Here is a 26038-nt window from a genome sequence, read left to right on the forward strand (position 1 = left end):
CGCGCGCAACATGGCGGTCAGCGTCCGCCGCTCGTCGGGCGACAAGGAGAGGGACATGAGAGAGCGAAACATGCCTTCCCCTTCTGCAAGATCAATGCTCCCACTACTTGGTTAACAGTCCACTAGGAGCGGTGTGCCTGGTGGTTGCGAGGACATGTGGACGACAAACGAACCGGCAGCGCGGCACGCCTGATGACTCCAGGCCGGCCGGTCAAACCGGAGTGTTTACGATGTGTTGCCGGGGAAGCTCGGGTTCCTGATGTTGGCTGGCGTGGCTCGCCCAGCGAGGGACACGTCACGCATCGTGGTGCGGACCCGCGCCGCACGCGGCAGCACGGTGTCTGCCCTTCCTCGCTGAGCGGACGCATGTCGGGGCCACGCCAGGCGTCAGCTGGCGTCACGAATGGAGGCCCACAGCGCGTAGACGATACCCGCCACGTAGATCCCGCCGAAGATCTGCTTGTTGTAGCGGGCGAGCCAGAGCGGCAGGTAGATATCGAAGTTGTCCCGACGCTCGAGGGTGTAACGCTCCGCCACATCGGTGAGCGGACACTTCATGCGGTTCGCCAGGAGCACGGCCACCTCGAGGAACACGAATCCGATCAACCCCCACGCACCTGTCGCCCTGCCGCGTGACACGTACACGGGAATGGCGAGAATGGAAGCAGCGAACACGGCCCACACGATCGTGTGAATCGTCTTGATGGCGCGCAACTTCGCGTCTTGACTCACTGGCGCCCTCGGTCGCCATCAAACCCGTCCTGGCCGGAACCGCCCGGCTATTTCTGCCATACGCCGAATCCCTTCTTGCGGAGCCGGCGCGCCAGCTCAGACTCCATCTTGACGGCATCGTCGAAGGGCATGGGGTTGAATCGCGCGTAGAAACGCGGCCGCAACCGCACCCCATACACCCGCACGATGCGCGATGCCTGGATCCCGGCTTTGTGTCGGCGGAAGCGCTCCTCCGGGGACAATCCCGTGAGACCAACATAGAGGCAAGGTTTGTCCGAGCGTGCGGCCGGATTGGCTTCGGCAAAGCGGGCCAAACTCCACACCGCACGATCAAGCTCGACGACGTACACGTTGTGGGTCACGGGCTGTCCGGCCAGGTGGAAGTCGTCCTGGATGACGTTCTTGCTGCAACGGCGCCGCTCTCGATGATCGGGCGCGATGAACCGGCACCGTTGCGCATTCTAACGGGAACCTGATGTCGTCCGTTCGCGGTCACCGGCCAGACGCGGTGTCCCACGAATCGGCCCTGCTCGCACACGCGCCGGAAACCTGGATCCGGCAACAGGGAGTGGAGCAGCGCTCGGCCGCCCAGCATCGCAGAAGCGAACCAATCCACCTTGGTGGGCAATCCAAACGGCCCAGCCCGGCGTAGCAGCTCGTCCTCCGCCCGCTTGCCCACTCCGCCCGGCTCGGTGCAGCGTGTTGCGGTACCCGCCGTGGCACTCGGCGCCTGCTGGCCCGCCGGGCCCCTCACAAACGTCATGCGCCTCGCCCTCGCCACCCTGTCCATTCTCGTCCTCCTCGGCTACGGCGGCGCCTCGGCGTACCTGGTGCTCAACGAGCGGGAACTCGTATTCCATCCCGCCGAACGGGCTGTTCACGCACCGCCGGCGGAGTTCGCGCTGCGCGAACGTCGCGTCAGCTACCCCTCGGTCGACGGCACTCGGCTCCAGGCCTGGGTCATGCCTGGCGCGCTCCCGGACTCGGTTGGCTACTGGCTCCTCATCTGCCACGGCAACTACGGCAATATCGGCTATGGTGATCGCCCGGCCTTCTATGCCGGGGCCCGCGATCTCGGGCTCAACCTGCTCGCCTTCGACTATCGCGGGTTTGGCGAAAGTGAAGGCTCACCCGAGGAGCAGGGCCTCTACGCCGACGCCGAGGCTTCGTATCGATACCTCACCGACTCCCTGCGCGTGCCCCCGGATCGCATCGTCATTTTCGGGCATTCGCTCGGCAGCGGCGTTGCCATCGAACTGGCCACGCGCGTGCCGTCCGCGGCGCTCGTGGTGGAAGGAGCCTACACGTCGGTGGTCGACCGCGGCCAGGAGCTGTACCCATGGCTCCCGGTGCGCTACATCGCGAGCCAGCGCTTCGCCTCGATCGACAAGATCGGGAAGGTGAGCGCCCCCAAGCTCTTCCTGCACTCCCCGACCGACGACGTGATCCCCATCGACCACGGACGTCGACTCTTCGAGGCCGCGCGTGAGCCCCGCAAGTTCGTTCCGGTGATCGGGGGTCACATGGAAGCGTTCAAGCAGGACCGCGGCACCTACTACGGCGCGATCCGCGCCCTCGTCGACTCGCTCGCCTCGACGTCATACGCTGCAAAGAGTTAGTCACCCACGACCCCGTGGCGGAGCGACCCCGCGAGGCACCAGCGCCAGGAGCACAGCGGCCCCACCCGCACACGCCGCCCCCGCCGAGAAGGCCGTCGCCGACCCCCAGGTCTCCCACATCCAGCCAAACACCAGCGACGCCGGGAGCGCAGCGATACCGATCGCGAGGTGGAACCAGCCGAACGCGATGCCCCGCACTTCCGGAGCCACGAGGTCGGCCACGAGCGCCTTCTCCACGCCCTCGGTGAGCCCGTAGTACACCCCGTACGCGGCCATCAGCAACCACACCTGCGTCACCGACGTCGCGCGCGCAAACCCGAGGTAGACCAGCGCGTAGACTGCCCACCCGCCGACGATCAGCGGCCCCCGCCCGATCCGATCCGAAAGCGCGCCGCCCGGTGTGGACGTGAGGCTCTTCACGACGTGCAGGAATGCCCAGAGGAGCGGCAAGTGCTGCGGCGCCACGCCGCCCTCCTGCGCCCTCAACAGGAGGAACGCATCCGTCGAGTTGCCCATGGTGAAGAGCGCGAGCACGACCAGGTACGCGCGAAACCGCCCCGACATTGGCGCCGCCATCGGAGGGCGCGCAGCGACGAGGGGGCGCCCTGTCTCGCGAACACCCACCATGATCACGAGCACCGCCAGCGCCGCCGGAATCGCCGAGAGCAGGAAGACCTGCCGGATGGTGAGCGAGAACCCCTGCAGCAGGACGAACGCAATTAGCGGCCCGATCACGGCGCCCGCGTGGTCCGCTGCCCGGTGAAACCCGAAGGCACGGCCCCGCATCGCCGGCTCCACCGAGTCGGCGATGAGCGCGTCGCGCGGCGACGACCGGATCCCCTTCCCCACCCGGTCGCCCACCCGGATGGCCAGCACCTGCGCCGCACTCTGTGCCACGCCGGTCAACGGGCGGAGCACGGACGCCAGCGCGTACCCGGCCAGCACCATCGGCCGCCGCGAGGTCAGGCGATCCGACCAGCGTCCACTTGCCACGTTGAGCAACGCGGCCGTCATCTGTGCGCACCCCTCGATCACCCCGATGCTGATCGCGCCCGCCCCGATCACCGTGGCGAGGAACGTGGGCAACAGCGGATAGATCATCTCGCTCGACGCGTCCGTCAGGAGCGAGACCAGCGAGAGCGCGAGTACGTTGCGGCCGAGGCCACGGGTCCACGTCATGCCCACAAACGTAGGGTGGCTCTCCATTGCCGCCACACGGCGGGCGACCCCATACTGCATGATGCTCGACCTGACCGGCGTGGTGGACGGACTCATCGCTCGATTCCGCGCGGCGGTCGAGCACGAAGATCCGCGCACCATGGCCAATCAGGTGCAGCTGGCGGAGATTCCCGCGCCCACCGCGGCCGAGCAGCGGCGCGCCACCTGGGTCGCCGCAGCGCTCGCTCGGCTCGGCTACCTCACGCGCCGCGACGATGTGGGCAACGTGCTGGCCTCGGATCCGCTGGCCACTGACGCTCCTCCCGTCGTGGTGTGCGCGCATCTGGACACGGTCTTCAGCGACGACGTCCCCCATCGCATCGAGACCCACAGCGGGCGATGGATCGGCCCCGGCATCGGCGACAACGCCCGCGGACTCGCCGCCATGCTCACCATCGCGCGCGTGCTGCGAGCACACCACGTGCAGACGCGCCACCCGATCCTGTTTGCCGCAACGGTCGGCGAGGAGGGCGAAGGAGACCTCCGCGGTGCGCGACACCTCTTTTCGCACGACGCGGCCCACGCGCACGCCGCCTTTGCGATCGACGGGGCGGGCGACGATCGCATCGTGACGCACGCGATCGGCACGCGACGGTTCCGCATCACGATCAGCGGGCCGGGTGGCCACAGCTGGGCCGCGAGCCAGTCGCCCAACCCGCTGCACGCCGCCGCAGACATCACCACCTGCCTGTCGCGCCTCCAGCTTCGGAATGCGGCGCGTACGACGATTGCCGTCACGCGCTTGCACGGTGGTGAGGCGGTCAACGCGATTCCAGGAAGCGCGACGCTCGACGTGGAGATGCGTGCCCCGCAGGCAGCGATCCTCGACGCCGCCGAACGCGAACTCTCTCGGCTGATTTCGGCAGCCCTCGAGCGCGAGGCCCCACCTGCCAGTGCGTTGCACGGCACCCTCTCGGCGGTCACCGCGATCATCAGCAATCGACCCACAGGCGCCGTCGCCGAAGACGCGACCCCCGTGCGCGCCTCGGTCGCCGCCACGCGCGCCATCGATCGGTTCCCCGAGTTCGGCATCGCCTCCACCGACGCCAACATCCCGCTCAGTCTCGGCATTCCCGCCGTCGCACTCGGCGCAGGCGGTATCGGTGGCGACACGCACACCACCGCCGAGTGGTTCGAGAACCGGTCCGGAGCGCTTGGGGTGACCCGCGCCCTCGCCGCAATCGTGACGACCGCGGGGCTCGCCTAACGACTGGCGGCGGCGATCGCCGCGGCCACCAGCGGTGCATCGCGCCGGATGTTCGTGATGCCGCCCGTGTGGTCGTAGTTGTGGCCCACGAACCAGAGACCGGCCTGGTCGGCGCTCGTCACCCGATCCGTCCTCGCCGCAAAACCCCGGGCATCGCGCTGCACGAGCGTACCCAGGCTGTCGATCGCCGGGGAATAACCCGTCGCGAACAGCACGACGTCGAAATCCTGCGTCACCCCGTCGTCGAACCGGACGCCGGTGGCCGTGTAGGCGGCGGGCGCCCCGTGATGCAACTGAATGCGCCCCTCGCGGATCGCATCCACGAGTCCAAAACCAATGAGCGGAATCGCATCGAGCGCAGACACGCTGGCCCGCGGCAGCGGCGACTCCCCGTAGCGCCTGATCAGCCGACGTTGCACCAGGCCGAGCACCTTGATCTGCATCGAACGCGGCAGGTTCCCCAGCAGGTAACGAACGTACTGCGTGGGGAACGGCCCGATCTGCCGCGGTACCACGTTCGCCCCCGAACGCACCGCAACCGTGACATTCGCGCCAGCGCGCGCCAGCTCGCTCCCGATCTCACCGCCGGAGTTTCCCACGCCCACCACCAGAACCCGCTTTCCCACGTACGGCGTCGGGCGCAGGTAGCTGACCGAATGCAGCACCTCGCCGCCGAAGTCGGAGCGCCCGGGAAGCTCCGGCATTCGGGGCTTGGCCACGATGCCGGTCGCCATCACCACCGCGCGTGCGTCCACGACGTCCCCATCGTTCGTGTGCGCGCGCCAGCCCGCGTCGCTACGTTCGAGCCTCAGCACCTCACGCTGCAGCTCGGCGGTGATCCCTTTCGCTGTCACGTATCGCCGGAGGTACGCGATGAATTCGGCACGCGTGGGGAAGAGCGACGTTCCGGCCGGATAGCGCAGCCCGGGGAGGGTGGACATGTGCCGACCCGTGTGGAGCGTCAGTGAGTCGTAGAGCGACTCCCACGTGTGGGCGATGGTGTGCCCCCGTTCGAGCAATCGATACGGTTGGCCGCGTCGGGCGAGTTCGGCGGCGGTGGCGAGTCCCGCCGGTCCGGCACCGACAATGAGGGTAGGTGAGGCGCCTCCAGGCATGAGGCGGAACCTCTCGCGCCCGCGCGGCCAACGCAACACAGCGACGCGCCCCGGCAGCGGTCCCCTGGTGCAGGCCTCCATCTTGCCCGCGCACCCCGCAAGCGGTAGCGTGGACGCCTCTCAAGCACCGGAGGTACCACGTGCGTCGCGCCGTCGTTGTCCTCGTGCCCATTGCCCTCGCCCTCGCGTGCGCGAAGGCCGAGACCCCCGCCACCGATTCGTCCGCAACGGCGATGGCGCCCGCTGGCCTGACCGAGGCCCAGGTGGCCGGAACATGGACCGGCACGGCGAAGGCCGAGTCGGGAGACACCACCACGATCCACTGGACGCAGGTCTGCGGAGGCGGCACGTGCCGTGGCACGCTGCAGGAGATGCCGGGCGACACGATCGTGTCCACCTACAGCATCGAAGCAGACAGCTCTGTTGGTGTTTCGACGCCGTACGTCGACAAGATGTCGGGCAACGTGCGCGTCGTGGACCACTGGGTCGCACGCGTCAGCGGCAGTGCGATCAGCGGTCGCGGCTGGGCCACGCTCGCCGACAAGCCAGACTCCGTCGTCAGCCGCTACACGTTTACCGGCGGCAAGTAGCCCTTCAGCGCGCGCCGGGGCCGGCTCGTTTCCGAGCGGGCCCCGCGTTCGCCCTGACGGCGTCAGGCGTCGGCTCTGATCTCCGAGTGATCGCCAACCGTGACTTCGCCCTTCACACCGGCGAGCACGACCTCGTTGCCGACCATGGAGTTGGAGATCTCGCAGCGCGCCAGGCGCGACTTGGTGCCGATCACCGTGTCGCTGATGTGCGACCGCTCGATGATCGAGCCCGCGCCGATCGACACGTTGGGCCCCACCGTCGAATCGCTGATCGTCACGCCGTCCTCGATGTAGACCGGTTCGATGATCGTCCCGCCAATCCCCGCCGGTCGACGCGCCCGACCGCGCTCCAGCATCACGCGGTTTGTCTCCAGCAGCGTGTCGATCTTCCCCGCGTCGTACCACCCGGCGACGTCGACCACCCTGATCTTCGCCCCCTTGTCGATCATGTACTGGAAGGCGTCCGTCAGGTAGTACTCGCCCTTGTTTTTCGGCTGCGTGAGGACGTGCGCGATCCCCTCGTACAGCAGCTGCCAGTTGCGGATGTAGTACAGCCCGATGTTGGCGCGCTTCGAGATCGGCTCCTTCGGCTTCTCGACGATCTTCGTCATGTGGCCGTCGGCATCGGTCACCACGACGCCGAACCGCTGGTAGTCCTCGACTTCCTTCGTCCAGATGATACCGTCGGCCTCGGTCGTCTTGATGATCGACAGGTCGGCGTCGAAGATCGTGTCGACAAAGATGATCAGCACCGGCGCGTCGACGAACGGCCGGGCCAGCGCCACGGCGCCGGCGGTCCCGTCCTGCACCTGCTGCTCGATGAACACCCCGGGGATCGCGTATTTCGTGCGGACGTGCTCCTCGACGCGCTCCTTGAGATGTCCCGTGATGTAGACCACCTGGTCGACGTTGCCAAGCTTCTGCACGTCGTCCATCACGTAGTCCATCACCGGCTTCCCCGCCACGCGCAGCATCGGCTTGGGCGTGAGGTGCGTATGCGGGCGAAGTCGCGTACCCTTCCCGGCCAGGGGGATGATGACCTTCATGGTGCGCTCGTTCCCTCGCGTCCGTAGCGGTCCTTGATGCGAACGACGTCGTCAAGCTCCGGCGTCGACGCCTCGAGCACGTCGCAGTCGGTGACGGCTTCCATCCAGTGGATGGTGCCGGGCGTTATGCGGAACGCATCGCCCGCCACGAGATGCTGATCCCTGGGCTCATCGGTGCCCGGCAGCTGCACCCAGTAGCGCATTTCACCCGTGAGGAGGTAGACGGTCTCGTCCTTCACGTTGTGGTACTGCACCGAAAGCGCCTGGCCTGCCGTGATATGCAGGATCTTACCGACGTAGCGGTCGGTGTGCGCCCAGATGAGCTCATGGCCCCAGGGCTTGATGACGCGCCGGGGAGCGAACGGTCCGCTCATGTCCGCAGAGTCACCGCGCCGCGGACAGCCTGCCGCGCAGCGTGGCGAGGCGCCTGCGGACCGAGCCGTCCATCACCGTGTCGCCCACCTTCACGATCACGCCGCCGAGGATCTGCGGGTTCACCGTGACGTGCGGCACGACGGTCTTCCCGAGCCGCGCCGAGAGCTGGGCGGCGATCGCAGCCCGCTCGGCATCACCCGTCGCGCGTGCGACGGTGACGCGGGCGTGCACGCGACCTTCCTGCTCGTCGACGAGGTTCGCATACTCGGTGGCGACGTCGGCCAGCAGCAGCTGGCGCCGGTTGTCGATCAGCTTCTGCACGAAGCGCACGAGCGGACGCGGCAAGCGCGCGCTGAACGCCTGCTCGATCACGCGCTTCTTATCCGCGCTGCTCACCGACGGTGACGCCAGAAAGTTCTGGAGGCGCTGATCCCCCGCCACGGCGTCGGCGAGTCCGCCGATCGCAGCGCCATACGCGTCGAGTGCATTCGCCTTGCGCGCGAGGGCGATGAGCGCCTCGGCGTAGTTCCTCGCGATGGTCGTGTCGCGCATCTATCGCTTGGGAATGGAGGCGAGGAAGTCTTCGATCAGCTTCCGGTTGGATGCGTCGTCCAGGTTGCGCTCGATCACCTTGCCGGCGCCGGCCAGCGCGAGATCGATCGCCTCGCGTCGCAGCTCCGCGATGGCGCGGGTCTTCTCGTTCTCCAGCTCACGACGCGCGCGCTCGAGCATCGCCTGCTGCTGCGCCTTGGTCTCCTCGAGCATCGACGCCTTGAGCTTTTCGGCGGTTGCCCGACCGTCGGCAACAAAACGCTGTGCGTCCGCACGAGCTGCGTCGAGCAGCGCCTGTTGCTCGGCGAGGAGCTTCTGGGCCGACTCCCGGTCCGCCGTCGCCTTGCGAATGGCCTCATCGAGCGCCGCCTCCCGCGCCTCGACCGCCGCGAGCAGCGGTTTGAAGGCGAACTTCGAGAGGACGAACATGAGGACGAGGAAGATCGCCAGCGTCCAGAACATCAGCCCGCCGTTGGGCGACAGGAGGCTCGGCTTTCCACCCTCCTGCGCGGCGATCGCGAGGTTCGGGAGGAAGACAGTCAACGCAAGGGCGACGCGCATATGAAGTCTGATGATCGAGGTGTCAGGTGGTGCTGGCTGCCTGCGGCGTGGCGCCCGCCATCGGCGCCCGGACGGACGGATGAACGGACCGGTCGTCCGTCCATCCGTCCCGTGTTCCCGTTTAGAACTTGCCCTGAATCTGGAACGCGATGACGACGCCGAAGAGCGCCGCGCCTTCGATGAGCGCCGCAAGGATCAGCGCGGCCGTCTGGATGCGACCGGCAGCTTCCGGCTGGCGCGCCATGCCTTCGACCGCCTGGCCACCGATGCGGCCGATGCCCAGGCCGGCGCCGATGACGGAGAGACCTGCACCGAGGCTGGCGCCGATGAGCGCAAGACCGGTGTTGTTGTTGGCAGCCGTCTCGGCGGCAGCCTGCAGCGACGGGAAGAACGTCATGTCTGCTTACTCCAGTTGGTATTGTCCCTGGAACCACCGCTCTGCGGCCAGGACACCGCGCGTCCGCTCCCGGGACTCACGCCCCAGCGAACTTCGCTGATCGCTCGATCAGCTACGAACGGAAGCAGCGAGCCCTGCCCCCGAGGTCCATCCAGCTGCGTGCCACCCGAACGTCCACCCGCCACCCATCCGTCTAGTGATGTGCCTCCCGGATCTGCCCGATGAACACCGCGCTCAGGAGGGTGAAGATGAACGCCTGCAGGAAGGCGACGAACAGTTCGAGCATCGAGATCGCCACAGCCATCAGGAAGGGCGCCCCCGAGACGATCGACTTGAACGTGAAGATCAGGCTGATGAACGCGAGGAGCACGATGTGGCCCGCGGTCATGTTTGCGAAGAGACGGATGGCGAGTGCGAACGGCTTGGTGAACTTCCCGATCAGTTCCACCGGACTCATGATGATGAACATCAGCACGCGGATCGGCAGCGCGAGATCCTTGTTCCAGTAGAAGATCGTGCTGAGGTAGTGCGAACCCAGCGCGCGCATGCCGGCGATCTCCACGACCACGAAGGTCATGAGCGCGAGCGTGGCCGTGACGGAGATGTTGCCGGTGGCCGTGGACCCGTAAGGGATCAGGCCGAGCAGGTTCGCCGTAAGGATGAAGAAGAACGCGGTGAGGAGGAATGGCACGTATCCGTTGCCGTGGTGACCGACGTTCGGGATGATGACCTCATTCCTGATGTAGAGCACCATCGCCTCGATCCCGGCGGCGAATCCCTGCGGTCGCCCGATCACGTGGGTGTGTCGTGCGTGTGCGCGCGCCGTGAGGATCAGCGTGAGCGACACCAGCGTCGCCCCGAGCAGCAGGAAAACGACGTGTTTGGTCGGCGAGAAGTTGAGCGTGAGCGGTCCGACCCGGACGTCATCCCACAGCGGCGCGCACTCGTGTTCGCTGATGTGCCGGCCGATGCACGCCTCGATGGCGAACGGCGGCTTCCAGTACGGAATCTCGAGGTGGTAGCCGTCGGTGATGTGCGGCGTGATGATGTCGACGTTCTCGCCGGCCGGGGCGTCGTGCTCGCCGGCGGGAGCCGCGTGTTCCTGGGCGTACGCCGGCGCGGCAGCGAGCAGCGCGGCAAGGGCAAACGAGCGGAGGGCGCTCATGACTTCAGGAAGAGTGGTTCGACCAGCGTCGTGACGAACAGAAACAGCGCCAAACTGATTGTTGCGGGCGCCGAGGGCAACGAGAACCGCTGGACGATCACCAGCGCGAACACCACCAGCACCGCGAACCGGAGCAGCGCTCCGACCCCCCACCCGGCGATCACGTTCCGACGGCCCATCCCCCGCACCACCGCGTAGGCCGCACCCTGCACCAGCAGCGCGAGGACCGCCGCCACCAGAACCCCGCGCCGCGCCTCGGGCCCGCCATACAGCAGCAGCATCACCGACGCCGCGAGTCCGATCAGCACTACGCTCACGAGCGCAAACGTCAGGGCCTGCTTCATCGTCGCTTCGCGGCTTCGTCCCGCTCCAGGTCGGCCATCAGCCGGCGATACATGCTGTAGAATGCCGCCCCGGCCCCCGTGAACACCCCCACGATCAACCCCCAGGGCTCCGTTCCCAATCGACCGTCCACCCACTGGCCGATGTACAGGAACACCAGAATCGAAACCGCAAACTGGAGCCCCACACCGGCATACCGCCCGAGCTTTCTGGCCTCGCGCCGGTCCTCGGACTCCGATCCGGAACCCGGAAAATGAGGTCCTCGATCCCCGGTCATCCGCGCGGGAATCTAGGACTTTGTGAAATTTTTCGCAAGCAAAGCACCGAGCCCTGGAACGCTCCAGAGTCCACATGAGATCGCGCGGTGAAACCCACCGATTTGCCTGCATTTACGTGTGAATTGGTTATTGACGAAGCGTTAGGTTGTTGATAAGTTGGCGCCGCATCGAGTCCGTGACCTTCTCTCCACGTCGTCGTCTGCGGCACGTGACCCCACGACTGGCCCTCCTCGCGTCAATAGTTGTCACCACCGCCTGCGGCCCCAGACCGCCGGCCCAGGAGGCGCACACCCGAAAGCCCGGCAATACCGCCCGGTCGACGACGGTCGAAGGCCAACTCCGCGTTGCCGTAGGCCAGCAAGTGCACCTGGCTCTCCAGGTTGCCAACGGAACGGCCAAGGCCGTCGAGCTGAGCTTCCCGAGCGGCCACACGCATGACTTCGTGGTTACCGATACGACCGGACGCGAGGTCTGGTCCTGGGCCGAGGGCCGCCTCTTCACCCAGGCCATGCAGAACCGGGTGCTCGGACGCGACGAGTCAGCCACCTGGCAGGCCGACTGGGACCCCGGTCAGCACCGCGGCGCCTTCATCGCCGTCGTATCGCTGCGCAGTGACAGCCACCCCATCGAGCAGCGCGTTCGCTTCGACATCCCCTGATCGCGCTTCACGCGGCGTCATCACGTCCCGAAGGGGCGGGCCAACGACAAGCCCGCCCTTTGCGTTTCGTTCAGCCACGTCACACCAGCGGAACTCGCGCGACGAGTGGCCGTCAGGCCTGACCCTGTTCCTGCACGTCCGTTACCTTCCGCCGACCTCCAACCCAGCACTGTCTCGTGGGGACTCCCGCCGAACGCCTGACTGATGCACGCGACCTCGAGCTGCTCCAGAAGCTCCAGGTCGGTCGAAAGCGTATGCTCGACCAGATCGGTCGACGCATCATTGGCCAGGTCGACGTCGTCGAGAACCTGGTCTGCGCCATTCTCGCCGGGGGCCACGTCATCATCGTCGGCGTCCCGGGGCTCGCCAAGACGCTCCTGATCCAGACCGTCTCGGAAGCGATGGACCTCGCGTTTTCGCGCGTGCAGTTCACGCCTGACCTCATGCCCGGCGACATCACGGGCACCGAACTGCTCGAAGAAGACCACGCCACCGGGCGCCGCGTCTTCAAGTTCGTGAAGGGGCCCGTGTTCGCGAACGTCGTTCTCGCGGACGAAATCAACCGCGCCCCGCCAAAGACGCAGTCGGCCCTGCTCCAGGCCATGCAGGAGCGGACCGTCACCGTCGCCGGCCAGACGCATCGCCTCCCGCAGCCCTTCTTCGTGCTCGCCACCCAGAACCCGATCGAGCAGGAAGCGACGTACCCGCTTCCAGAGGCGCAGCTCGACCGCTTCATGTTCGAACTCCGGGTGGGCTATCCGTCGTTCGAGGAGGAGGAGCGCATCGTCACGTCGACGACCAGCTCCTACGAAGCGCGTATCGAACCGGTCCTCACGGGGGCCGAGGTGCTCGAACTCCAGCAGCTCGTCCGCCGAATGCCCGCCCCGCCAACCATCGTGAACTACTGCGTGCGGCTCGCCCGGTCCACGCGGCCCACCGAGCCCGACGCGCTGCCCGACGTCCGCAAGTACATCAACTACGGCACCGGGCCTCGTGCCTCGCAGTACCTCGTACTCGGCGCCAAGGCCCGTGCCGCGATGGACGGCCGCGCAGTGCCCGATATCGACGACGTCCGCTCCATCGCGATGTCGGTGCTCCGGCACCGGATGGTGATGAACTTCCAGGCCGAAGCCGAAGGGTTCGCGGCCGACAAGGTCGTACTGGAAGTGCTGGACAAGCACAAGTCGGCCTAGCAGCCCGCGGCGGACGCCAGCGGCAGAAGGCGCGCGGGAGGAGCAGCAGAACGGACGAGCGGTGCCATGCGAATGGCACCGCTTTGTCGTTGTGGCGGGTCGACGTTCAGGATCCGGTCACCATTGCGAGGCGTGGGGACAGCGTTATCGTCTCCGCCGCCGTAGTCGAGCCAACTCGATTCCCCACCCGTCCGATGACGAGACCCGTTCTCCTCCCAGTCACCCGTGCGCTCCTGCTGACCGCGGCCTTCTCTGCGAGAGGCGCAGCCCAGACGCCGGCCACGCCGGGGGCCACGGAGTTCGACAAGCTGCACTTCCGATCGATCGGTCCGGCGACGATGTCGGGTCGCGTCGCCGACGTCGCGGTGTACGAGCAGAATCCCGCGATCTACTACGTGGGGACCGCCCATGGTGGCGTGTGGAAGACGACGAGCAATGGCGCGACGTTCACGGCGCTCTTTCAGGATCAGGGGCTGATCGCGATCGGCGATGTGGCGATCTCGCAGGCGAATCCCGATCTGCTGTGGGTCGGCACCGGCGAGTCCAACAACCGGCAGAGCACCTCATGGGGGAGTGGACTCTACAAGTCCACAGATGGAGGAAAGACCTTCTCGTTCGTGGGGCTCCCGAACTCGAAGCACATCAACCGTATCGCCATCCACCCGGCAAACAACGACGTCGTGCTGGTGGCAGCGACCGGACCGCTCTACGGCCCAGGTGGCGATCGCGGCCTGTACAAGACCACCGATGGTGGCCGCACGTGGAAGGTGGTCCTCGCCGTCGACGCCGAGACCGGAGCGAATGACGTCGTGATCTCGGCGAGCGATCCGAACGTGATGTTCGCCTCCACGTATCAGCGGCGTCGGACGACGTGCTGCTTCAACGGTGGCGGCGCGGGCAGCGGCCTCTGGAAGTCGACCAACGGCGGTGACACCTGGACCAGGTTGGCAGGAAACGGCTTTCCTGCCGGTGACCTCGGTCGCATCGCCGTGGATGTGTTCCGTCAGAACGGCCAGGTGGTGTACGCGTCCATCGAGGGCCCCGGTGGATTCGGCGGTGGTCCGGGTGGCGGCGGCGCGCCGCCGGCCGCCGCAGGCGCGGCGGGAGCGGCAGGCGCCGCCCAGGGTCAGGCGGCCACGATCACCGGGCTCTACCGATCCGATGACGGTGGAGGTTCCTGGCGCAAGGTGAGCTCGGTGAATCCACGTCCCATGTACTTCAGCCAGGTGGTGATCGACCCGACCAACCCGGAGCGCGTGTACATGGGCGGCGTGGGCATGCAGATGACGGAGACTGGCGGTCGGACCTTCGAGACCGACGCCGCGCTGGTGACGCACGACGACGTGCATGCCATCTGGGTGAACCCCCGCAACACCGACCACGTGCTCATCGGCAACGATGGTGGGCTGGCCGTGTCGTACGACCGCAGTCGCACGTGGACCTTCATTCCCAATCTGCCCGTCGGGCTGTTCTACCACGTCAGTTATGACATGGAGCAGCCGTACAACGTCTGCGGCGGCATGCAGGACAACTACAACTGGTGCGGGCCGAGCACGTCGCGGTTCAATCGCGGGATTCTGAACCACGACTGGTTCCAGATCCTGGGTGGCGACGGCTTTGTTGCCATCCCCGATCCCAGGGACTCCCGCATCGTGTACACCGAGTCGCAGGATGGGAACATCATTCGGCGCAACACGGTCACGGGTGAGTCGCGTACGATTCGGCCGACGGCACAGAACGTGGTGAACGCCACGCGCGGTGAAGCGTATCGGTTTCACTGGGACACGCCGCTCTTCGTATCGCCTAACGATCCTGGCGTCCTGCTGGCGGCGGCCAATCGCGTATTCCGCTCGACGGACAAGGGTGATTCCTGGGAGGCGATCTCCCCTGACCTGACGAAGGGCGCAAACCGGGACACCATCACGACGATGGGCGTCATCGGTCGCGATATCCGCATGTCGCGGAACGACGGCATCTCGCAATGGCCCGCCATCGTCGCCTTTGCCGAATCACCGCGTCAGGCCGGCGTGTACTACACGGGAACGGATGACGGCACGGTGAGTGTTTCGCGCGACGGTGGGAAGTCGTGGCAGAACGTGACGAAGAACATCCCCGGTTTCCCGGCCGGCTATGTGTTCGTGAGCGAAGTGGTGCCTTCGCGATTCGACGGCGGCACGGTGTATGTGACCGTCGAGAACCATCGGGAGAATGACTATGCCCCGTACATCTGGGTGAGTCGCGACTATGGGGCCACGTTCACGTCGCTCGTCGGCAACCTCAAGGGCGAGGTGGTGCGTACGCTTACCGAGGACACCAGGAACGCGAACGTGCTCTACATCGGCACGGAGACCGGGATCTTTGTGTCGCTCGATCGTGGCGAGTCGTGGCGCCGGCTTCAGGGGAACAACTTCCCGACCGTGCGCGTCGACGAGCTGACGATCCACCCCCGTGACAACGCGCTGCTCGTCGCCACGCACGGTCGCGCGCTCTGGATCCTCGACAATCTTGCGCCCATCCAGGAATACTCGGCGGCTCGAGACGTGGCCGCGAGGCTCTTTACCCCCGCGCCGACGCTGCAGTGGAAGTCCAAGGACGACCGCAACGACGAGTTCTGGGGGCATCAGTTCTTCACCGGGGAGAACGCGCCCACCGAGGCGGTGATCCACGTGGGCCTGACGAAGCCTGCGACTAACCCGCGACTGCGCATCAGTGACGATCGCGGAGCGGTGGTGCGCGAGATCCCCTTCCCTGCCAACCGCAACCAGGCCGGTATTCAGGCGATTTGCTGGGACCAGCGCGTTGAGCCGATCCGCGCACTGCAGGCTGGCGGTGGCGCTGGTGGACCTGGAGGTGGCGGTGGTGGCGCCGGCGCGCCAGGTGGCGGTGGCGGCCAGGCCGTGGGAGCCGCGCGACCGATTCCCGGCGTTCCAATGCCGCTGCCCCCGGTTGGTCACGAGGCAGAGAACCCCTGTGCGCCGCCTGCGGGCGCCGGCGGTCCCGGTGGCGGTGGAGGCGGCGGCTTTGGCGGGTTTGGTGGTGGTGGCAATCAGGGGCCCATGGTGGCTCCGGGGCGCTACACCGTCGCGCTGGTGGTTGAGGACAAGGTCGTGGACACCAAGCCGTTGACTCTGGTGATGGATCCTGCCGTGCGCATGGACGTGGCGGCGCGGTCGCGGTACAACGCCGTCCTGGTGGATCTCCACGAGGCCCAGAAGCGCGGCACCGATGCCGCGCGGCCGTTGCAGGCGCTGTTCGCGGAGGTTCAGCGAGCCGCGGCCAAGGTCGATTCGAGCGCTGCGCCTGCCGACGTGAAGGCGGCGTGGTCGGATTTCCGAAAGCAGTTCGATTCCGTGCGGGTGAAGTTTGGTGTTGGGGCGCCCCAGGCGGGTGGGTTTGGGGGAGGCGGTGGCGGTGGCGGCGCGGCCGCACAGGCAGCGGCAGCAGCGAATGCCCTTGGTCGCGTGTCGGCCGTGAAGGGGGCGATCATGGGGATCTGGGAGACACCGAGTGCCGCGAGCCTTCGACAGGCGAACGAGGCTAAGGCGGCGCTGACTGCCGCGATCGGGGAGGCCAACGCGTTCATGCCCAAGGCGCGCGCGATGAGCCAGAGGCTGGCCCAGTTCAACGTCGCCTTTCCGGTTGGCGGCAGCTGAGCCGGTGGGGTGGTGATGAGTCCGAGGGGCGGCGCAAGCCGCCCCTCGTTGCGTTTTCGGCCGCTGTTCGAGGTCGCGGAGGCGCTGGAATTGCGTTTCTGGGTGACGGGGGGCGGACTTTTTGACGCGAATCGAGGGACGTGACGGTGACGTGATGCGGTGGTGGAGTTTGGCGGGAACCAGCAACGGGAGCCTCGGCGGGCCGGGCTCCGGGGGCGCCATGCGAGGGACAACGTTTGGAGCGGCGGTCTTCGAGACCGAGGTAACGCGGATCGAGCCGTCTTCGGAGCTGCATTTTGCGGTAGTGCTGTACGCGGCCGTGTGCGACCCAGACATCGGGGTGGCACGGGACGAGCTCGCGTCGTTGATCTGGCCCGAAGCGTCGATCGAGTCGTCTCGGCACAACCTGCGACAGACGCTGTATCGTCTGCGGCAGCTCGGGGTGCCGGTCAATATGAAGGGAGGGCGGGTGGTGCTGACGGAGCTGGACGTCGAGGTGGACGTTCGGGAGCTCATTCATGGGGCCGTATCGCGCGAAGGCCTCTTGCGGCTCGCAACTCGAGGATTCCTTCCCGGATATGCTCCACGGTTCGGGACGAAGTTCATGAGTTGGCTTCAGGATCTTCGTGATCGCATTGATCGAGTACGGAGGCACGCGCTGGTTGATGCTCTCCAGGCGGCGCGGTCTCATGCGACCTTTCGCGAAGTGCAGGGGTTCGCTCGTGCCCTCCTAGCGCTCGATCCACTCAACGAGACGGCGACTCTGCTTCTCGCTGAGGCGCTGGTCATGGAGGGAAGCAAGGTAGAGGCTGTCCGCCTGCTGGAGGTATACGAGCAAGAGGTCGGCAGTGTATCCGAGGCGATGCAGGTACCAGCTCGGAAGCTGCGCCAGCGAGTCTCTGAGCGCCTGGATGAGGCGCTCCTTCCTCGACGATCCGAGGTGCCGTTCGTTGGTCGCTCGCAGGAGTTCCAGCAGTTGCGGGAGGGGCTTGCCCGGTGCCGAGGTGGAGTCGGACAGTACTTCGCGGTTACGGGCGAGGCCGGCATTGGCAAGACGCGCATTGCTAAGGAGCTTCTTCGCTTCGCGGTGCTCGACGGCGCCCTGCATGTCACGTACGCCTGCACGTCCGGCGACGCGCTGTCCCCGCTGTCGAGCCTCCTCGCGCTGTCAGCATCGATGCTGGCTCTCCCTGGCGCGTTGGGATGCGCGACGGAGCACCTGCAGCATCTTCGTCGCTTGCAATTGCCTGAAACTGATGCAGCCGAGCTCCAGCGCACAAGCGCGGATATAGCCTATGCCCAATTGGTGTTGTCTCTCGGAGAGTTGACGTCTGCCGTAACCGACGAAGCACCCTTAGTCCTTTTTGTTGACGACGCGCATCGCCTTCACCAGACATCTTGGCGCATACTCAGCGACGTCGTGGACAGATGTGCGGGCAAGCGCCTGCTGCTCATCCTGGCAGCGCGCAGACTCCCAGACTGGTACGCGCAGCTGGGGATTGATGGTTCCAGTGGCCGAAATCACCACATGATCCTGAAGCCCCTCTCCGTCGAAGACTCTCGGTTGTTCGTCACGGCGTGGAGAGCTAAGGATTCGCCGATGCCGACAGAGGTCGACTATGAGCGTCTTGTGCAGACCGCCCATGGCAACCCCTTCTACTTGGCCGAACTCCTAGCGCAGGGTGTCACTGACGGTGCTCACGCCGCGCCTCCCGCAGGCATCAGTGCGCTCATCCAGATGCAGCACCTTTCGCTTACTAAAGGCGCTCAGCGCGCGCTCGCGGCTGCAGCGTTGCTGGAGCGCCACGCGACAATAGGTCGCGTGGAAGCGGTCCTTGGCTTCTCGTCAGCCGACTTCGTGGGCTTCCTTGACGAACTGGAGACCTCAGGTCTCGTGTCGATCCAGCAGGGCCACCTCACAGTGAGGCACGCGCTGATTGGTGAGTTCGCGATCTCGCACACCCCCACCTCGGTCGTCTGCTACCTGCGCAATCGCGCGGCGACCTGCCTCGAGAGAGAAGGCCTCAGCAGCCAAGGCCATGAGCTTCTGAGCGATGCGCTGTCGCACTGGGAGCGTGCCGGCGCTGGCGATCGCGCTGCTGAGACAGCAGTACGTCTAGGGAAGTGCTTGTCTGACCGCCGCATGTCCACCGAAGCGGCTGCATCCTACCTCAGAGCTCTGAACTTGACCGCCGCTGCGGGAGTGCGTTCGCGCGCGCTGCTGGGCGCTGCCCAGTCATTGGCGGAGGCCTACGAGTGGCACTCCATTACCGCATTGCGGCCAGAGCTCACGCCGGAGATCATGAGCTATCTGCAGCCCCCCCAGCGAGCAACCCTTGCAGTCGTGACTGAGCAGGCGACGATGTGGACCTCGCTTGGAGAGCCGGACTACGAAACGCTCGAGGAGATTATCGAAGCCGTGGACCTGCACCCCCGGATACGCCTTGAGGCAGCTCAGCTTGCGGTAATCGCGGCCGACAATGCTATGCGAGGGCACGAGTATTGTGCGCCTCGACAGGCAACCCTTGAGGCCCTGTGCGCGAACGCGCCGAGTGCAATCGAGCGCGCTACCTTCGGAATGATCTGCGCTCTGGCGTTGAACCAAATCCCCCAGGCACGCAGGACCGCGCTCTCGCTTAGGTCCAGCGCGTGTGAACGGCCGCCTTCAGAACGAGTCCGCCTCAGTCGGCTCGCTGGTCACTGTCTCCTTCGACTCGGCTACACCCACGAAGCGCTTGAGGACTTTCAGAGGTCCCTCTCGGACGCAAGGTATCTCCGTCTGCGGACACACCTCGTGAACTCGTTGGAGATGCTCGTGCGCTGCCACCTTCAGCTGGGGGACTTTGAGGCGGCGAGCGAGGCTCTCGCCGAGATCAGGAGTAACATTCCAGGTGATGCCAAGAGTCCAAGGTATGCACGTGCAACTTTTCACTTCGAAGCGATGCTCGCAATGGCGTCACAAGACGGGGAAAGAGCTTCTGTGTCGCGAGCGCTATTGGAGCGCTTGGACGATGGGCCTCTCTTCGCGCTCGAGCGGCACAGTGAGCTTTTCGCGCGCGCCGCTCTCTCGTTCGCATTTCCGGAGCTAGTCACCATCGATTCGGAAAGCTGGCTCCGTACCCTCGACAAGCGCGTACTGACGCGAGGAGCTGTCGACTACTCGGTGGTTGCCCTAACAAGGGCGCTCAAGCTGGTGGGACGAACCCACGACGCAGTAGAGACTGTTAGAGAGTACTTCTCTGAGCTGCGCGCCGAGCGTACACCGCCCTCCGAGCGGCTCTGGTCACTTGCCCCCGCTGAAGTGCAGTCGGCCTGCCCCCATGTCCTTCGCGGCTATGCGACCACGGTTGCGCGATCTGAGCTGTGAGACTTGAGCCGCTCGTGCTTAGCGGCCGCATAGAGCTGTGGCCACACATCTGACGAAACGACCAGATCGCAGATAGTTGGGTCGAACTGCTTTCCGCGGAACTTTATGAACTCTCGACGCGCCTCATCGGGGTCCAAGGCCTTTCTATATGGCCGGTCGGTTGTGATCGCGTCCAGAGTGTCAGCAAACATGATAATCCTCGATGCCAACGGGATGGCATCGCCTCGAACACCATCAGGGTAACCAGTTCCATCCCAGTTCTCATGGTGATGGCGAACCGCCGGTACCACATCCTTAAGTGTTCTGACGAGCCCAACCAGCTCGCTGCTGCGAACAGGGTGCCGCTTCATCACCTCCCACTCGTCTGGCGTCAGGCGACCCTCCTTGGAAAGAACCTTGGCGAACTCTTCATAGATCTTCCCAACATCATGAAGCAATGCGGCCACCTGCACGCGCTCGACAGCCGCCTCGCTTAGGCCAAGGGCCCTGGCTATCGTGACCGCGGTAGCCGAGACGCGCTTCGAGTGTCCTGACGTGTACGGATCGCGCGCTTCAATCGCAGCTACCATAAGATCCAGAAGCTCTTCGGTTACGTTGGTAAGGTCTGCGGCTGTCTTCATGAGCTGACGCAGCGCAAGGATCGGCAGGGCCATTCCCAATGCGCCAATCCACCCGAGGTTGGCCGCCAGCCACGCCAAGTACACGACAAACACGATCTGCAGGGCGGTGGTGCGCACTGATTTCGCCATCGCCTCGGTGAGGAGGCGCATGAACTTCGCATCGGTCACCGACGCCATGATGGCCGAGATGCAGATGTGATTCACCACCATCTGCGCGACAACATATCCAGCGGCAGGCAGCAGGAGTGCACCCAGCGCGTCCCCGAATCCACTTCCTCTGATGATGAAGTCGCCGTCCGTGAGCGACAGTTGAACGAGCAGCGCGACTCCCATCTGAAGCACGAGCTGCGCGATGTTAAACGTCGCCTTCACAAGGGCGCGACGGTGCCATACCTGCACCGCGACTTGCCCAATCGCAACACCGGCGAGTAGTCGCCAGTCCGGCGCACAAAGGAGCCCCGCCGCATACGGCACGACGCTCGCGGCAGAGACGGTACTCTTGCCCTTGTCGTAGTGTGCGAGTACCTCGGCAAGGAGCCCGAGCGCCACCAACACCGCGCCAACGACGAAGTGCGGGCCCTTAGGAGGTGTTGTCCCCGAAACGAACCAAAGGGTGACGACTGCCAGCAACCCGACGGCAACTACAACCGGCAGCGCGCGCATGGCGTCGCTCGGTCGAAGTCGACTCTGCTCGATGTGCTCGCGCACTCGACTCCAAGGTCGAGCCTTGAGCCGCTGTGTGGGCTGGGCGTGAGAACCTTCGATCACGGCGTGGTTTGCTGTGCAGCCGCAGCCGCTTCGACAGGAAGGGCCCCCGAACCCTCTAGTGCCACTGAATCACGCCACTTGCGAGCGCCAGCAGCCACTGAATGATGTCCATCTGCGTAACCTCCCTTCGAGTAGCGCAGACTGCGATGTGCAGCTGCGTCTTTCCGGTCGGCTCCGCTCACTTGCATTGTGTTCCCGCTCGACGTTCGCTCACGTACTCGGTCCTGCTCGTCCTGCAAACCTGCTCGGTGGGAACGGGGGCCCTTCAGTTGTCTCGACTGGTCTGCTGTGCGTTCGCCTCGAAAAGGTCGAGTTCCAGTTTCGTCAGGTCGTACGTGCGCTACCGACGGCTCAGCCAACGATTGGTTGCATCCAGGACCGCCAACACGCTGGCCGTCTCCGGACTGTCCTTCAACTCGCAACTCCCCGTCAACAACACGCTCGCGCGTGCATGCTGCACCGTCACCCCGACAAAGACGAACTCACGGTCGAACGCCTCGAACACCCGTGCTCCTTCCAGGTCCAGCGGCCTGAGGGAAACATCCCCAACCGCCAGCGCCCGCATCGCCGCCCGCGCCGCCAACTCGACTCGCGACCGCTCGTTCTCCGTGCCTTCGGCTTCTCCTGTGAAGGACTTGCCGCCTTTGGCAAGGGTAACGCGGCACGTCAGCCCCTTGGCCCGCGACCGACTCACCTCGACATCCTCAAAATAGAACAACCGCCGCCCACCGGCGTCCGCCAAGGGCACCACCGGCGCCGGGAGAGACTCCACCACCGGCGCCGGCCCGACCGCCCCCGGCACGCTGGGCACCGCCTGGGGACCCTTCGGCACCTCCGCAGGCGCCGTCGCCACAGGAACCGCCTCCTCCTTCACCCGGCGCGGCTCCATGCTCGTCGCCACCGAAATCTTGCGGTGATCCACCCGCATCCCCAAGTGCGCGATTAGAGCACTCTCAATATTCCGGACGGTCTGCTTGGGCGTGAGGTCCGCACTCGTCAGCACATGGATCTCGTCCACCGCCCCGCTATCGCCCGCGATGATCCGCGCCGCGATGACTCCAGGCAGCGTCGCCAACAGCTCCTCCGCACGCTTGATCGGGAGGACGCTACCAGCAATGAGGGCTGAGGGCTGCGGCTGCGCCATGCGGATCCACCAACCGAAAAGGGGAGGTTCGTCTCCTGCGCGCCGAGTCGACGTCCCCGAGACCCTCTCCTCAGATCCCCGCGTCGTCCGGGCGCGAGATAATGCGTCACACGTCGAGGATTTTCAAGCGACAGGTTCTGCCGCGCAGTTCCAAGTCACTGTCTCGTTCCTGCCTCACGAGTCCGCATCCTGCCCCTCCCCCTCCTCACCGACACCTTCGGAACCGACGAGCTCGTATTCGCGAATCTTCCGGTACAGCGTGCGCTCACCGATCTCGAGCAGCTCCGCCGCCCGACGGCGATTACCCCGCGTCTCCCGCAGCGCGTTCTCGATCGCCGCGCGCTCGATCTGCGCCATCGTCATGCCCGGCCGAATGGTCACCGCATTCTCGATCACCTGGTCCCGCGGCTCGATGCCCGCAGCACTCGCACCGCCCGAGAGCCGATATGCTGAGTCTGCCGCGGGAGCATCTCCGATCCATTGGCCTGCTCCAATGCGATCGACATTGTGACCTGGATCATCAATCCGTCGGCGAAGCTCCTCCACCTGAAGCTTGAGCTCCACCAGGCTCCGCAGGATGAACTCCAGCTCCCGACCATCTGACCCCGACTGCCCGCGGACGAGCGGACCGATGTGCACCGGCAACAGCCGCGACCCACCCTCGCGGATCTGCGAGGGAATATCCGACGCCCCCACCTCGCGACCATGGGCCAGCACCACCATGCTCTCGATGAGGTTACGCAGCTCGCGCACGTTTCCCGGCCACGCGTAGTCGGTCAGCACCTGCATCGCTTCGGCCGAAATTCCGCGGAACGGTCGGTCATGTTGACGCGAAAGCTCGCTCACGAACTGCCTGACGAGGACCGGAATGTCGTCCTTCCGGTCGCGAAGCGGCGGCAGGTAGATCCGCAGCACGTTGAGTCGATAGAACAGGTCCGCGCGAAAGCTCCCGTGCTCGACGGCCTCGCGCAGAGGGGCATTGGTCGCGGCAACGACGCGGACGTCCACGGGAATCGTGCTGGTCCCGCCCACGCGTGTGAGCTCTCGCTGCTCCAGCACCCTCAGCAGCTTGACCTGGGTCGAGTGCGGCACGTCGCCGATCTCGTCCAGGAAGATCGTCCCGCCGTGCGCCAGTTCGAATCGGCCAAGCCGCCGCTCGGCGGCACCGGTGAACGCACCCTTCTCGTGGCCGAACAGTTCGCTCTCGAGCAGCGAGTCCGGCAGGGCGCCGACGTTGACCGCGATGAACGGCTTGTTGCGCCGCGGGCTGAGCTGATGGATCGCGCGCGCTACCAGTTCCTTGCCGGTGCCGCTCTCCCCTTCGATGAGCACGGTGCTGGTCACCGGGGCGATCTGCTCGACCTGCACGAGCACTTCGCGAATCGCTTCGGAGTCCCCGATGAGGCCGGTCGCACGGGAGAGACGCCGTCGATCGAGCAGGCGCCTGACACTCCGCACCGCGTCATCGAGGGCGATGGGCTTGGAGAGGACGTCGCTGTAGCCCATGGCGCGCAGACGCGCCTCGATGCCAGGGTCGGACACGTCCATGAACCCGACCGCGGTGAGGCCGTCCCACAGGAGTTCGCGAACGAGAGCGACGTTATGCGGATCGAGGAGGCCGCCCGAGAGCACCAGGAGATCGGGCCGCTCGCGACGAATCGCCGATCGTATGTCGTCAAGCGGAGAGACGACCGCGGTCTCCACTCCGGACTGTTCGAGCGCTGCGTTCAGCCGTACGGCGGGTTCGACGTCGTTGAGGGTGATGAGCACCTTCACGCGAAGGACCCCGAGTGGTCGGTCGGATCACCACGGACGATGTCGACGGCGTGACGGATGACGGGCGCCAGGGCGTCCAGCGCGTCCGCCACACCACTCGGCGAGCCCGGGAGATTCACGATGAGCGTCCGCGCGCGCGTCCCCGCGGTCGCGCGCGACAGGGCGGCCCGTGGGAATCGTTGCAGTTCCAGGGCACGCATGCGCTCGACGAGACCGGGGGCCTCACGTTCGAGCACCGCTCGCGTGGCCTCGGGCGTGTGATCGCGCGGCGAGAGGCCGGTGCCGCCGGTAGTGAACACCACGTCGGCAGAGCCGGTGTCGGACCAGTCGAGGAGCCGACGCACGATCGCAACGGTGTCGTCGGGCACGACGGCGCGCGAGACCACGTGCGCGCCGGAACGGCCGGCCCAGGCGACGATCACCTCGCCCGACGCGTCGGAGCGCGTGCCGGCGGCACAGGCGTCGGACACGGTGAGAACCGCGACGCGCATGACCCTAGAGGTGCGATCCCTTCGTATAGAACGGCGTCTTGACGACGGTCGCCCCCACGCGCTTCCCCCGGATCTCCACCTCGAAGGTGTTGCCCGCGGCCGCACGGGCCGCAGGGACGTAGCAGGTGCCGATCGCGATGCCTAACGAAGGGCTCATCGTGCCGCTGCACACCTGTCCGCTGGGCACGCCATCGACAAATACGGGATAGCCGTGCCGCGGAATGGCACGCTCGGCGAAGGTGAAGCCGACCAGCTTGCGCGGAACGCCGGCTTCCTTCTGCCTGACGAGCGCATCGCGGCCGACAAAGTCGCCCTTGGCCAGCTTCACGATCCAGCCCAGCCCGGCCTCGAGCGGCGTCACCGAGTCGTCGATGTCGTTGCCGTAGAGCGCCATGCCCATCTCGAGACGCAGGGAGTCGCGACACCCCAGGCCCGTGGGCACGACCTGTCCGGTGGCGATGAGCGCCTTCCACACGGTGGCCGCGTGGGCGTTGTCGAAGTACAGCTCGAAGCCGTCTTCCCCGGTGTAGCCGGTGCGCGAGATGTACACGCGCGGCGCGCCGGCCACGGTGCCCTGCGTGAAGTGGTAGTAGCCGATCGCGCTCAGATCGACGTCGGTGAGGGGTTGCAGGATCGACACGGCCATGGGCCCCTGCAGTGCCAGCAGCGCCACGTCGTCGCTGATGTCCTCGAGCGTGCAGTCAAACCCCGTCAGGTGCCGCGAGATGTGGGCGAAGTCCTTGTCCTTGTTGCTGGCGTTCACGACCATCAGGATACGATCAGCCTCGCGATACACCAGGCAATCGTCCTCGAAGGTGCCTCGATCGTTCAGAATGCCCGAGTACTGCACCTGACCGACGGCCAGCGATGCCACGTTGTTCGTGGTCACGCGGTTGACGAAGTCCACCGCACCGGGCCCTCGCACCAGGAACTCACCCATGTGCGAGACGTCAAACAGGCCACAACCCTCCCGCACCGCCTTGTGCTCAGCGGAAATCCCGGACGGGTACTGCACGGGCATTTCGTAGCCGGCAAACGGCACGATCTTGGCGCCGGCGGCCACGTGGAAGTCGAAGAACGGCGTGCGCTTGAGAGCGCCGGACTGAGCGTCGGACACGAATGGCCTCTATGGTGGGGGCAGCTTTGGGAATCTGCCACGGTGGCAGGGCGC

At 66.0% G+C, this 26038-nt stretch carries 24 protein-coding genes; 7 read left to right on the forward strand and 17 right to left on the reverse strand.

Annotated features, from left to right (window positions below):
• Positions 1–387: 387 nt before the first annotated feature.
• Both IT361_18120 and IT361_18125 read right to left on the reverse strand, forming a co-directional pair.
• Entirely contained in the window at positions 388–732 is a 345-nt protein-coding gene (locus IT361_18120) for a hypothetical protein (GenBank protein MCC6319591.1), read from the reverse strand.
• Between the two features lie 47 nt (positions 733–779).
• A complete protein-coding gene (locus tag IT361_18125) occupies positions 780–1109 on the reverse strand; it encodes a hypothetical protein (protein MCC6319592.1) in 330 nt (109 codons plus the stop codon).
• 384 nt (positions 1110–1493) lie between these two features.
• Here IT361_18125 and IT361_18130 point away from each other — a divergent pair, with 384 nt between their 5' ends.
• The gene (locus IT361_18130; protein ID MCC6319593.1) at positions 1494–2351 is read left to right on the forward strand and encodes an alpha/beta hydrolase; all 858 of its coding nucleotides are present in this window, start codon (positions 1494–1496) and stop codon (positions 2349–2351) included.
• Here the strand turns inward: IT361_18130 and IT361_18135 are convergent, their stop codons facing one another.
• Positions 2352–3530 (reverse strand): MFS transporter, encoded by a 1179-nt coding sequence (locus IT361_18135; GenBank protein ID MCC6319594.1) that lies wholly within the window; start codon positions 3528–3530, stop codon positions 2352–2354.
• On the opposite strand from IT361_18135, the gene IT361_18140 reads away from it, so the two are divergent.
• Positions 3529–4776 carry a M20/M25/M40 family metallo-hydrolase gene (locus tag IT361_18140; GenBank protein MCC6319595.1) on the forward strand — a complete coding sequence of 416 codons (1248 nt, stop codon included), beginning with the start codon at positions 3529–3531 and terminating at the stop codon, positions 4774–4776. The two genes, IT361_18135 and IT361_18140, sit on opposite strands and share 2 nt — an antisense overlap.
• On the opposite strand, the gene IT361_18145 is transcribed toward IT361_18140, so the two are convergent.
• The gene (locus IT361_18145; GenBank protein MCC6319596.1) at positions 4773–5891 is read right to left on the reverse strand and encodes an NAD(P)/FAD-dependent oxidoreductase; all 1119 of its coding nucleotides are present in this window, start codon (positions 5889–5891) and stop codon (positions 4773–4775) included. The two genes, IT361_18140 and IT361_18145, sit on opposite strands and share 4 nt — an antisense overlap.
• A gap of 140 nt (positions 5892–6031) precedes the next feature.
• Between IT361_18145 and IT361_18150 the strand changes: the two genes are divergently transcribed.
• Entirely contained in the window at positions 6032–6481 is a 450-nt protein-coding gene (locus IT361_18150; GenBank protein ID MCC6319597.1) for a hypothetical protein, read from the forward strand.
• A gap of 62 nt (positions 6482–6543) precedes the next feature.
• Here the strand turns inward: IT361_18150 and IT361_18155 are convergent, their stop codons facing one another.
• The 8 genes from IT361_18155 to IT361_18190 all read right to left on the reverse strand — a co-directional run bounded on the left by IT361_18155 (position 6544) and on the right by IT361_18190 (position 11196).
• Positions 6544–7527 (reverse strand): NTP transferase domain-containing protein, encoded by a 984-nt coding sequence (locus IT361_18155; protein ID MCC6319598.1) that lies wholly within the window; start codon positions 7525–7527, stop codon positions 6544–6546.
• Complete coding sequence (locus IT361_18160; GenBank protein MCC6319599.1) at positions 7524–7901, reverse strand: cupin domain-containing protein; 378 nt, start codon at positions 7899–7901, stop codon at positions 7524–7526. The genes IT361_18155 and IT361_18160 overlap by 4 nt, the downstream gene beginning before the upstream one ends.
• A 10-nt stretch (positions 7902–7911) precedes the next feature.
• Entirely contained in the window at positions 7912–8454 is a 543-nt protein-coding gene (locus IT361_18165; protein MCC6319600.1) for a F0F1 ATP synthase subunit delta, read from the reverse strand.
• Entirely contained in the window at positions 8455–9015 is a 561-nt protein-coding gene (atpF, locus tag IT361_18170; GenBank protein ID MCC6319601.1) for a F0F1 ATP synthase subunit B, read from the reverse strand.
• Positions 9016–9136: 121 nt separating this feature from the next.
• Positions 9137–9412, reverse strand: coding sequence for an ATP synthase F0 subunit C (gene atpE, locus IT361_18175; protein MCC6319602.1), 276 nt, complete (start codon positions 9410–9412; stop codon positions 9137–9139).
• A gap of 193 nt (positions 9413–9605) precedes the next feature.
• The gene (gene atpB, locus IT361_18180) at positions 9606–10577 is read right to left on the reverse strand and encodes a F0F1 ATP synthase subunit A (GenBank protein ID MCC6319603.1); all 972 of its coding nucleotides are present in this window, start codon (positions 10575–10577) and stop codon (positions 9606–9608) included.
• Positions 10574–10921: a hypothetical protein gene (locus IT361_18185; GenBank protein MCC6319604.1), complete on the reverse strand. Its 348-nt coding sequence runs from the start codon at positions 10919–10921 to the stop codon at positions 10574–10576. Before IT361_18185 ends, atpB begins: the two co-directional genes overlap by 4 nt.
• Entirely contained in the window at positions 10918–11196 is a 279-nt protein-coding gene (locus tag IT361_18190; GenBank protein ID MCC6319605.1) for an AtpZ/AtpI family protein, read from the reverse strand. Before IT361_18190 ends, IT361_18185 begins: the two co-directional genes overlap by 4 nt.
• 209 nt (positions 11197–11405) lie before the next feature.
• On the opposite strand from IT361_18190, the gene IT361_18195 reads away from it, so the two are divergent.
• The 4 genes from IT361_18195 (at position 11406) to IT361_18210 (ending at position 20068) form a co-directional block, all read left to right on the forward strand.
• Positions 11406–11855 carry a hypothetical protein gene (locus IT361_18195; protein MCC6319606.1) on the forward strand — a complete coding sequence of 150 codons (450 nt, stop codon included), beginning with the start codon at positions 11406–11408 and terminating at the stop codon, positions 11853–11855.
• 254 nt (positions 11856–12109) lie between these two features.
• A complete protein-coding gene (locus IT361_18200) occupies positions 12110–13048 on the forward strand; it encodes a MoxR family ATPase (protein MCC6319607.1) in 939 nt (312 codons plus the stop codon).
• A 194-nt stretch (positions 13049–13242) separates the two neighbouring features.
• Positions 13243–16701: a hypothetical protein gene (locus tag IT361_18205; GenBank protein ID MCC6319608.1), complete on the forward strand. Its 3459-nt coding sequence runs from the start codon at positions 13243–13245 to the stop codon at positions 16699–16701.
• A gap of 220 nt (positions 16702–16921) precedes the next feature.
• Positions 16922–20068: an AAA family ATPase gene (locus IT361_18210; GenBank protein ID MCC6319609.1), complete on the forward strand. Its 3147-nt coding sequence runs from the start codon at positions 16922–16924 to the stop codon at positions 20066–20068.
• Here the strand turns inward: IT361_18210 and IT361_18215 are convergent.
• The 5 genes from IT361_18215 to gcvT form a co-directional block, all read right to left on the reverse strand.
• A complete protein-coding gene (locus tag IT361_18215; GenBank protein MCC6319610.1) occupies positions 20035–21351 on the reverse strand; it encodes an HD-GYP domain-containing protein in 1317 nt (438 codons plus the stop codon). The two genes, IT361_18210 and IT361_18215, sit on opposite strands and share 34 nt — an antisense overlap.
• A gap of 445 nt (positions 21352–21796) precedes the next feature.
• Positions 21797–22600 (reverse strand): hypothetical protein, encoded by an 804-nt coding sequence (locus IT361_18220; protein ID MCC6319611.1) that lies wholly within the window; start codon positions 22598–22600, stop codon positions 21797–21799.
• A 174-nt stretch (positions 22601–22774) separates the two neighbouring features.
• The gene (locus IT361_18225) at positions 22775–24376 is read right to left on the reverse strand and encodes a sigma-54-dependent Fis family transcriptional regulator (GenBank protein MCC6319612.1); all 1602 of its coding nucleotides are present in this window, start codon (positions 24374–24376) and stop codon (positions 22775–22777) included.
• The gene (locus IT361_18230; GenBank protein MCC6319613.1) at positions 24373–24867 is read right to left on the reverse strand and encodes a MogA/MoaB family molybdenum cofactor biosynthesis protein; all 495 of its coding nucleotides are present in this window, start codon (positions 24865–24867) and stop codon (positions 24373–24375) included. Before IT361_18230 ends, IT361_18225 begins: the two co-directional genes overlap by 4 nt.
• Positions 24868–24871: 4 nt before the next feature.
• Positions 24872–25984, reverse strand: a complete 1113-nt coding sequence (gcvT, locus tag IT361_18235; GenBank protein MCC6319614.1) for a glycine cleavage system aminomethyltransferase GcvT — start codon at positions 25982–25984, stop codon at positions 24872–24874.
• Positions 25985–26038: the final 54 nt, after the last annotated feature.

The sequence above is a fragment of the Gemmatimonadaceae bacterium genome (assembly GCA_020846935.1).
Taxonomy (GTDB): domain Bacteria; phylum Gemmatimonadota; class Gemmatimonadetes; order Gemmatimonadales; family Gemmatimonadaceae; genus RBC101.

Coding starts and splice junctions, on each gene's coding strand:
- IT361_18145 (MCC6319596.1), bottom strand. CDS start 5,891: ATGCCTGGAGGCGCCTCACCTACCCTCATTGTCGGTGCCGGACCGGCG.
- IT361_18200 (MCC6319607.1), top strand. CDS start 12,110: ATGCTCGACCAGATCGGTCGACGCATCATTGGCCAGGTCGACGTCGTC.
- IT361_18155 (MCC6319598.1), bottom strand. CDS start 7,527: ATGAAGGTCATCATCCCCCTGGCCGGGAAGGGTACGCGACTTCGCCCG.
- IT361_18140 (MCC6319595.1), top strand. CDS start 3,529: ATGCCCACAAACGTAGGGTGGCTCTCCATTGCCGCCACACGGCGGGCG.
- IT361_18135 (MCC6319594.1), bottom strand. CDS start 3,530: ATGACGTGGACCCGTGGCCTCGGCCGCAACGTACTCGCGCTCTCGCTG.
- IT361_18190 (MCC6319605.1), bottom strand. CDS start 11,196: ATGACCGGGGATCGAGGACCTCATTTTCCGGGTTCCGGATCGGAGTCC.
- atpF (MCC6319601.1), bottom strand. CDS start 9,015: ATGCGCGTCGCCCTTGCGTTGACTGTCTTCCTCCCGAACCTCGCGATC.
- IT361_18205 (MCC6319608.1), top strand. CDS start 13,243: ATGACGAGACCCGTTCTCCTCCCAGTCACCCGTGCGCTCCTGCTGACC.
- IT361_18160 (MCC6319599.1), bottom strand. CDS start 7,901: ATGAGCGGACCGTTCGCTCCCCGGCGCGTCATCAAGCCCTGGGGCCAT.
- IT361_18185 (MCC6319604.1), bottom strand. CDS start 10,921: ATGAAGCAGGCCCTGACGTTTGCGCTCGTGAGCGTAGTGCTGATCGGA.
- atpB (MCC6319603.1), bottom strand. CDS start 10,577: ATGAGCGCCCTCCGCTCGTTTGCCCTTGCCGCGCTGCTCGCTGCCGCG.
- IT361_18165 (MCC6319600.1), bottom strand. CDS start 8,454: ATGCGCGACACGACCATCGCGAGGAACTACGCCGAGGCGCTCATCGCC.
- IT361_18215 (MCC6319610.1), bottom strand. CDS start 21,351: ATGCGCGCGCTGCCGGTTGTAGTTGCCGTCGGGTTGCTGGCAGTCGTC.
- IT361_18130 (MCC6319593.1), top strand. CDS start 1,494: ATGCGCCTCGCCCTCGCCACCCTGTCCATTCTCGTCCTCCTCGGCTAC.
- IT361_18210 (MCC6319609.1), top strand. CDS start 16,922: ATGCGAGGGACAACGTTTGGAGCGGCGGTCTTCGAGACCGAGGTAACG.
- IT361_18220 (MCC6319611.1), bottom strand. CDS start 22,600: ATGGCGCAGCCGCAGCCCTCAGCCCTCATTGCTGGTAGCGTCCTCCCG.
- IT361_18230 (MCC6319613.1), bottom strand. CDS start 24,867: ATGCGCGTCGCGGTTCTCACCGTGTCCGACGCCTGTGCCGCCGGCACG.
- atpE (MCC6319602.1), bottom strand. CDS start 9,412: ATGACGTTCTTCCCGTCGCTGCAGGCTGCCGCCGAGACGGCTGCCAAC.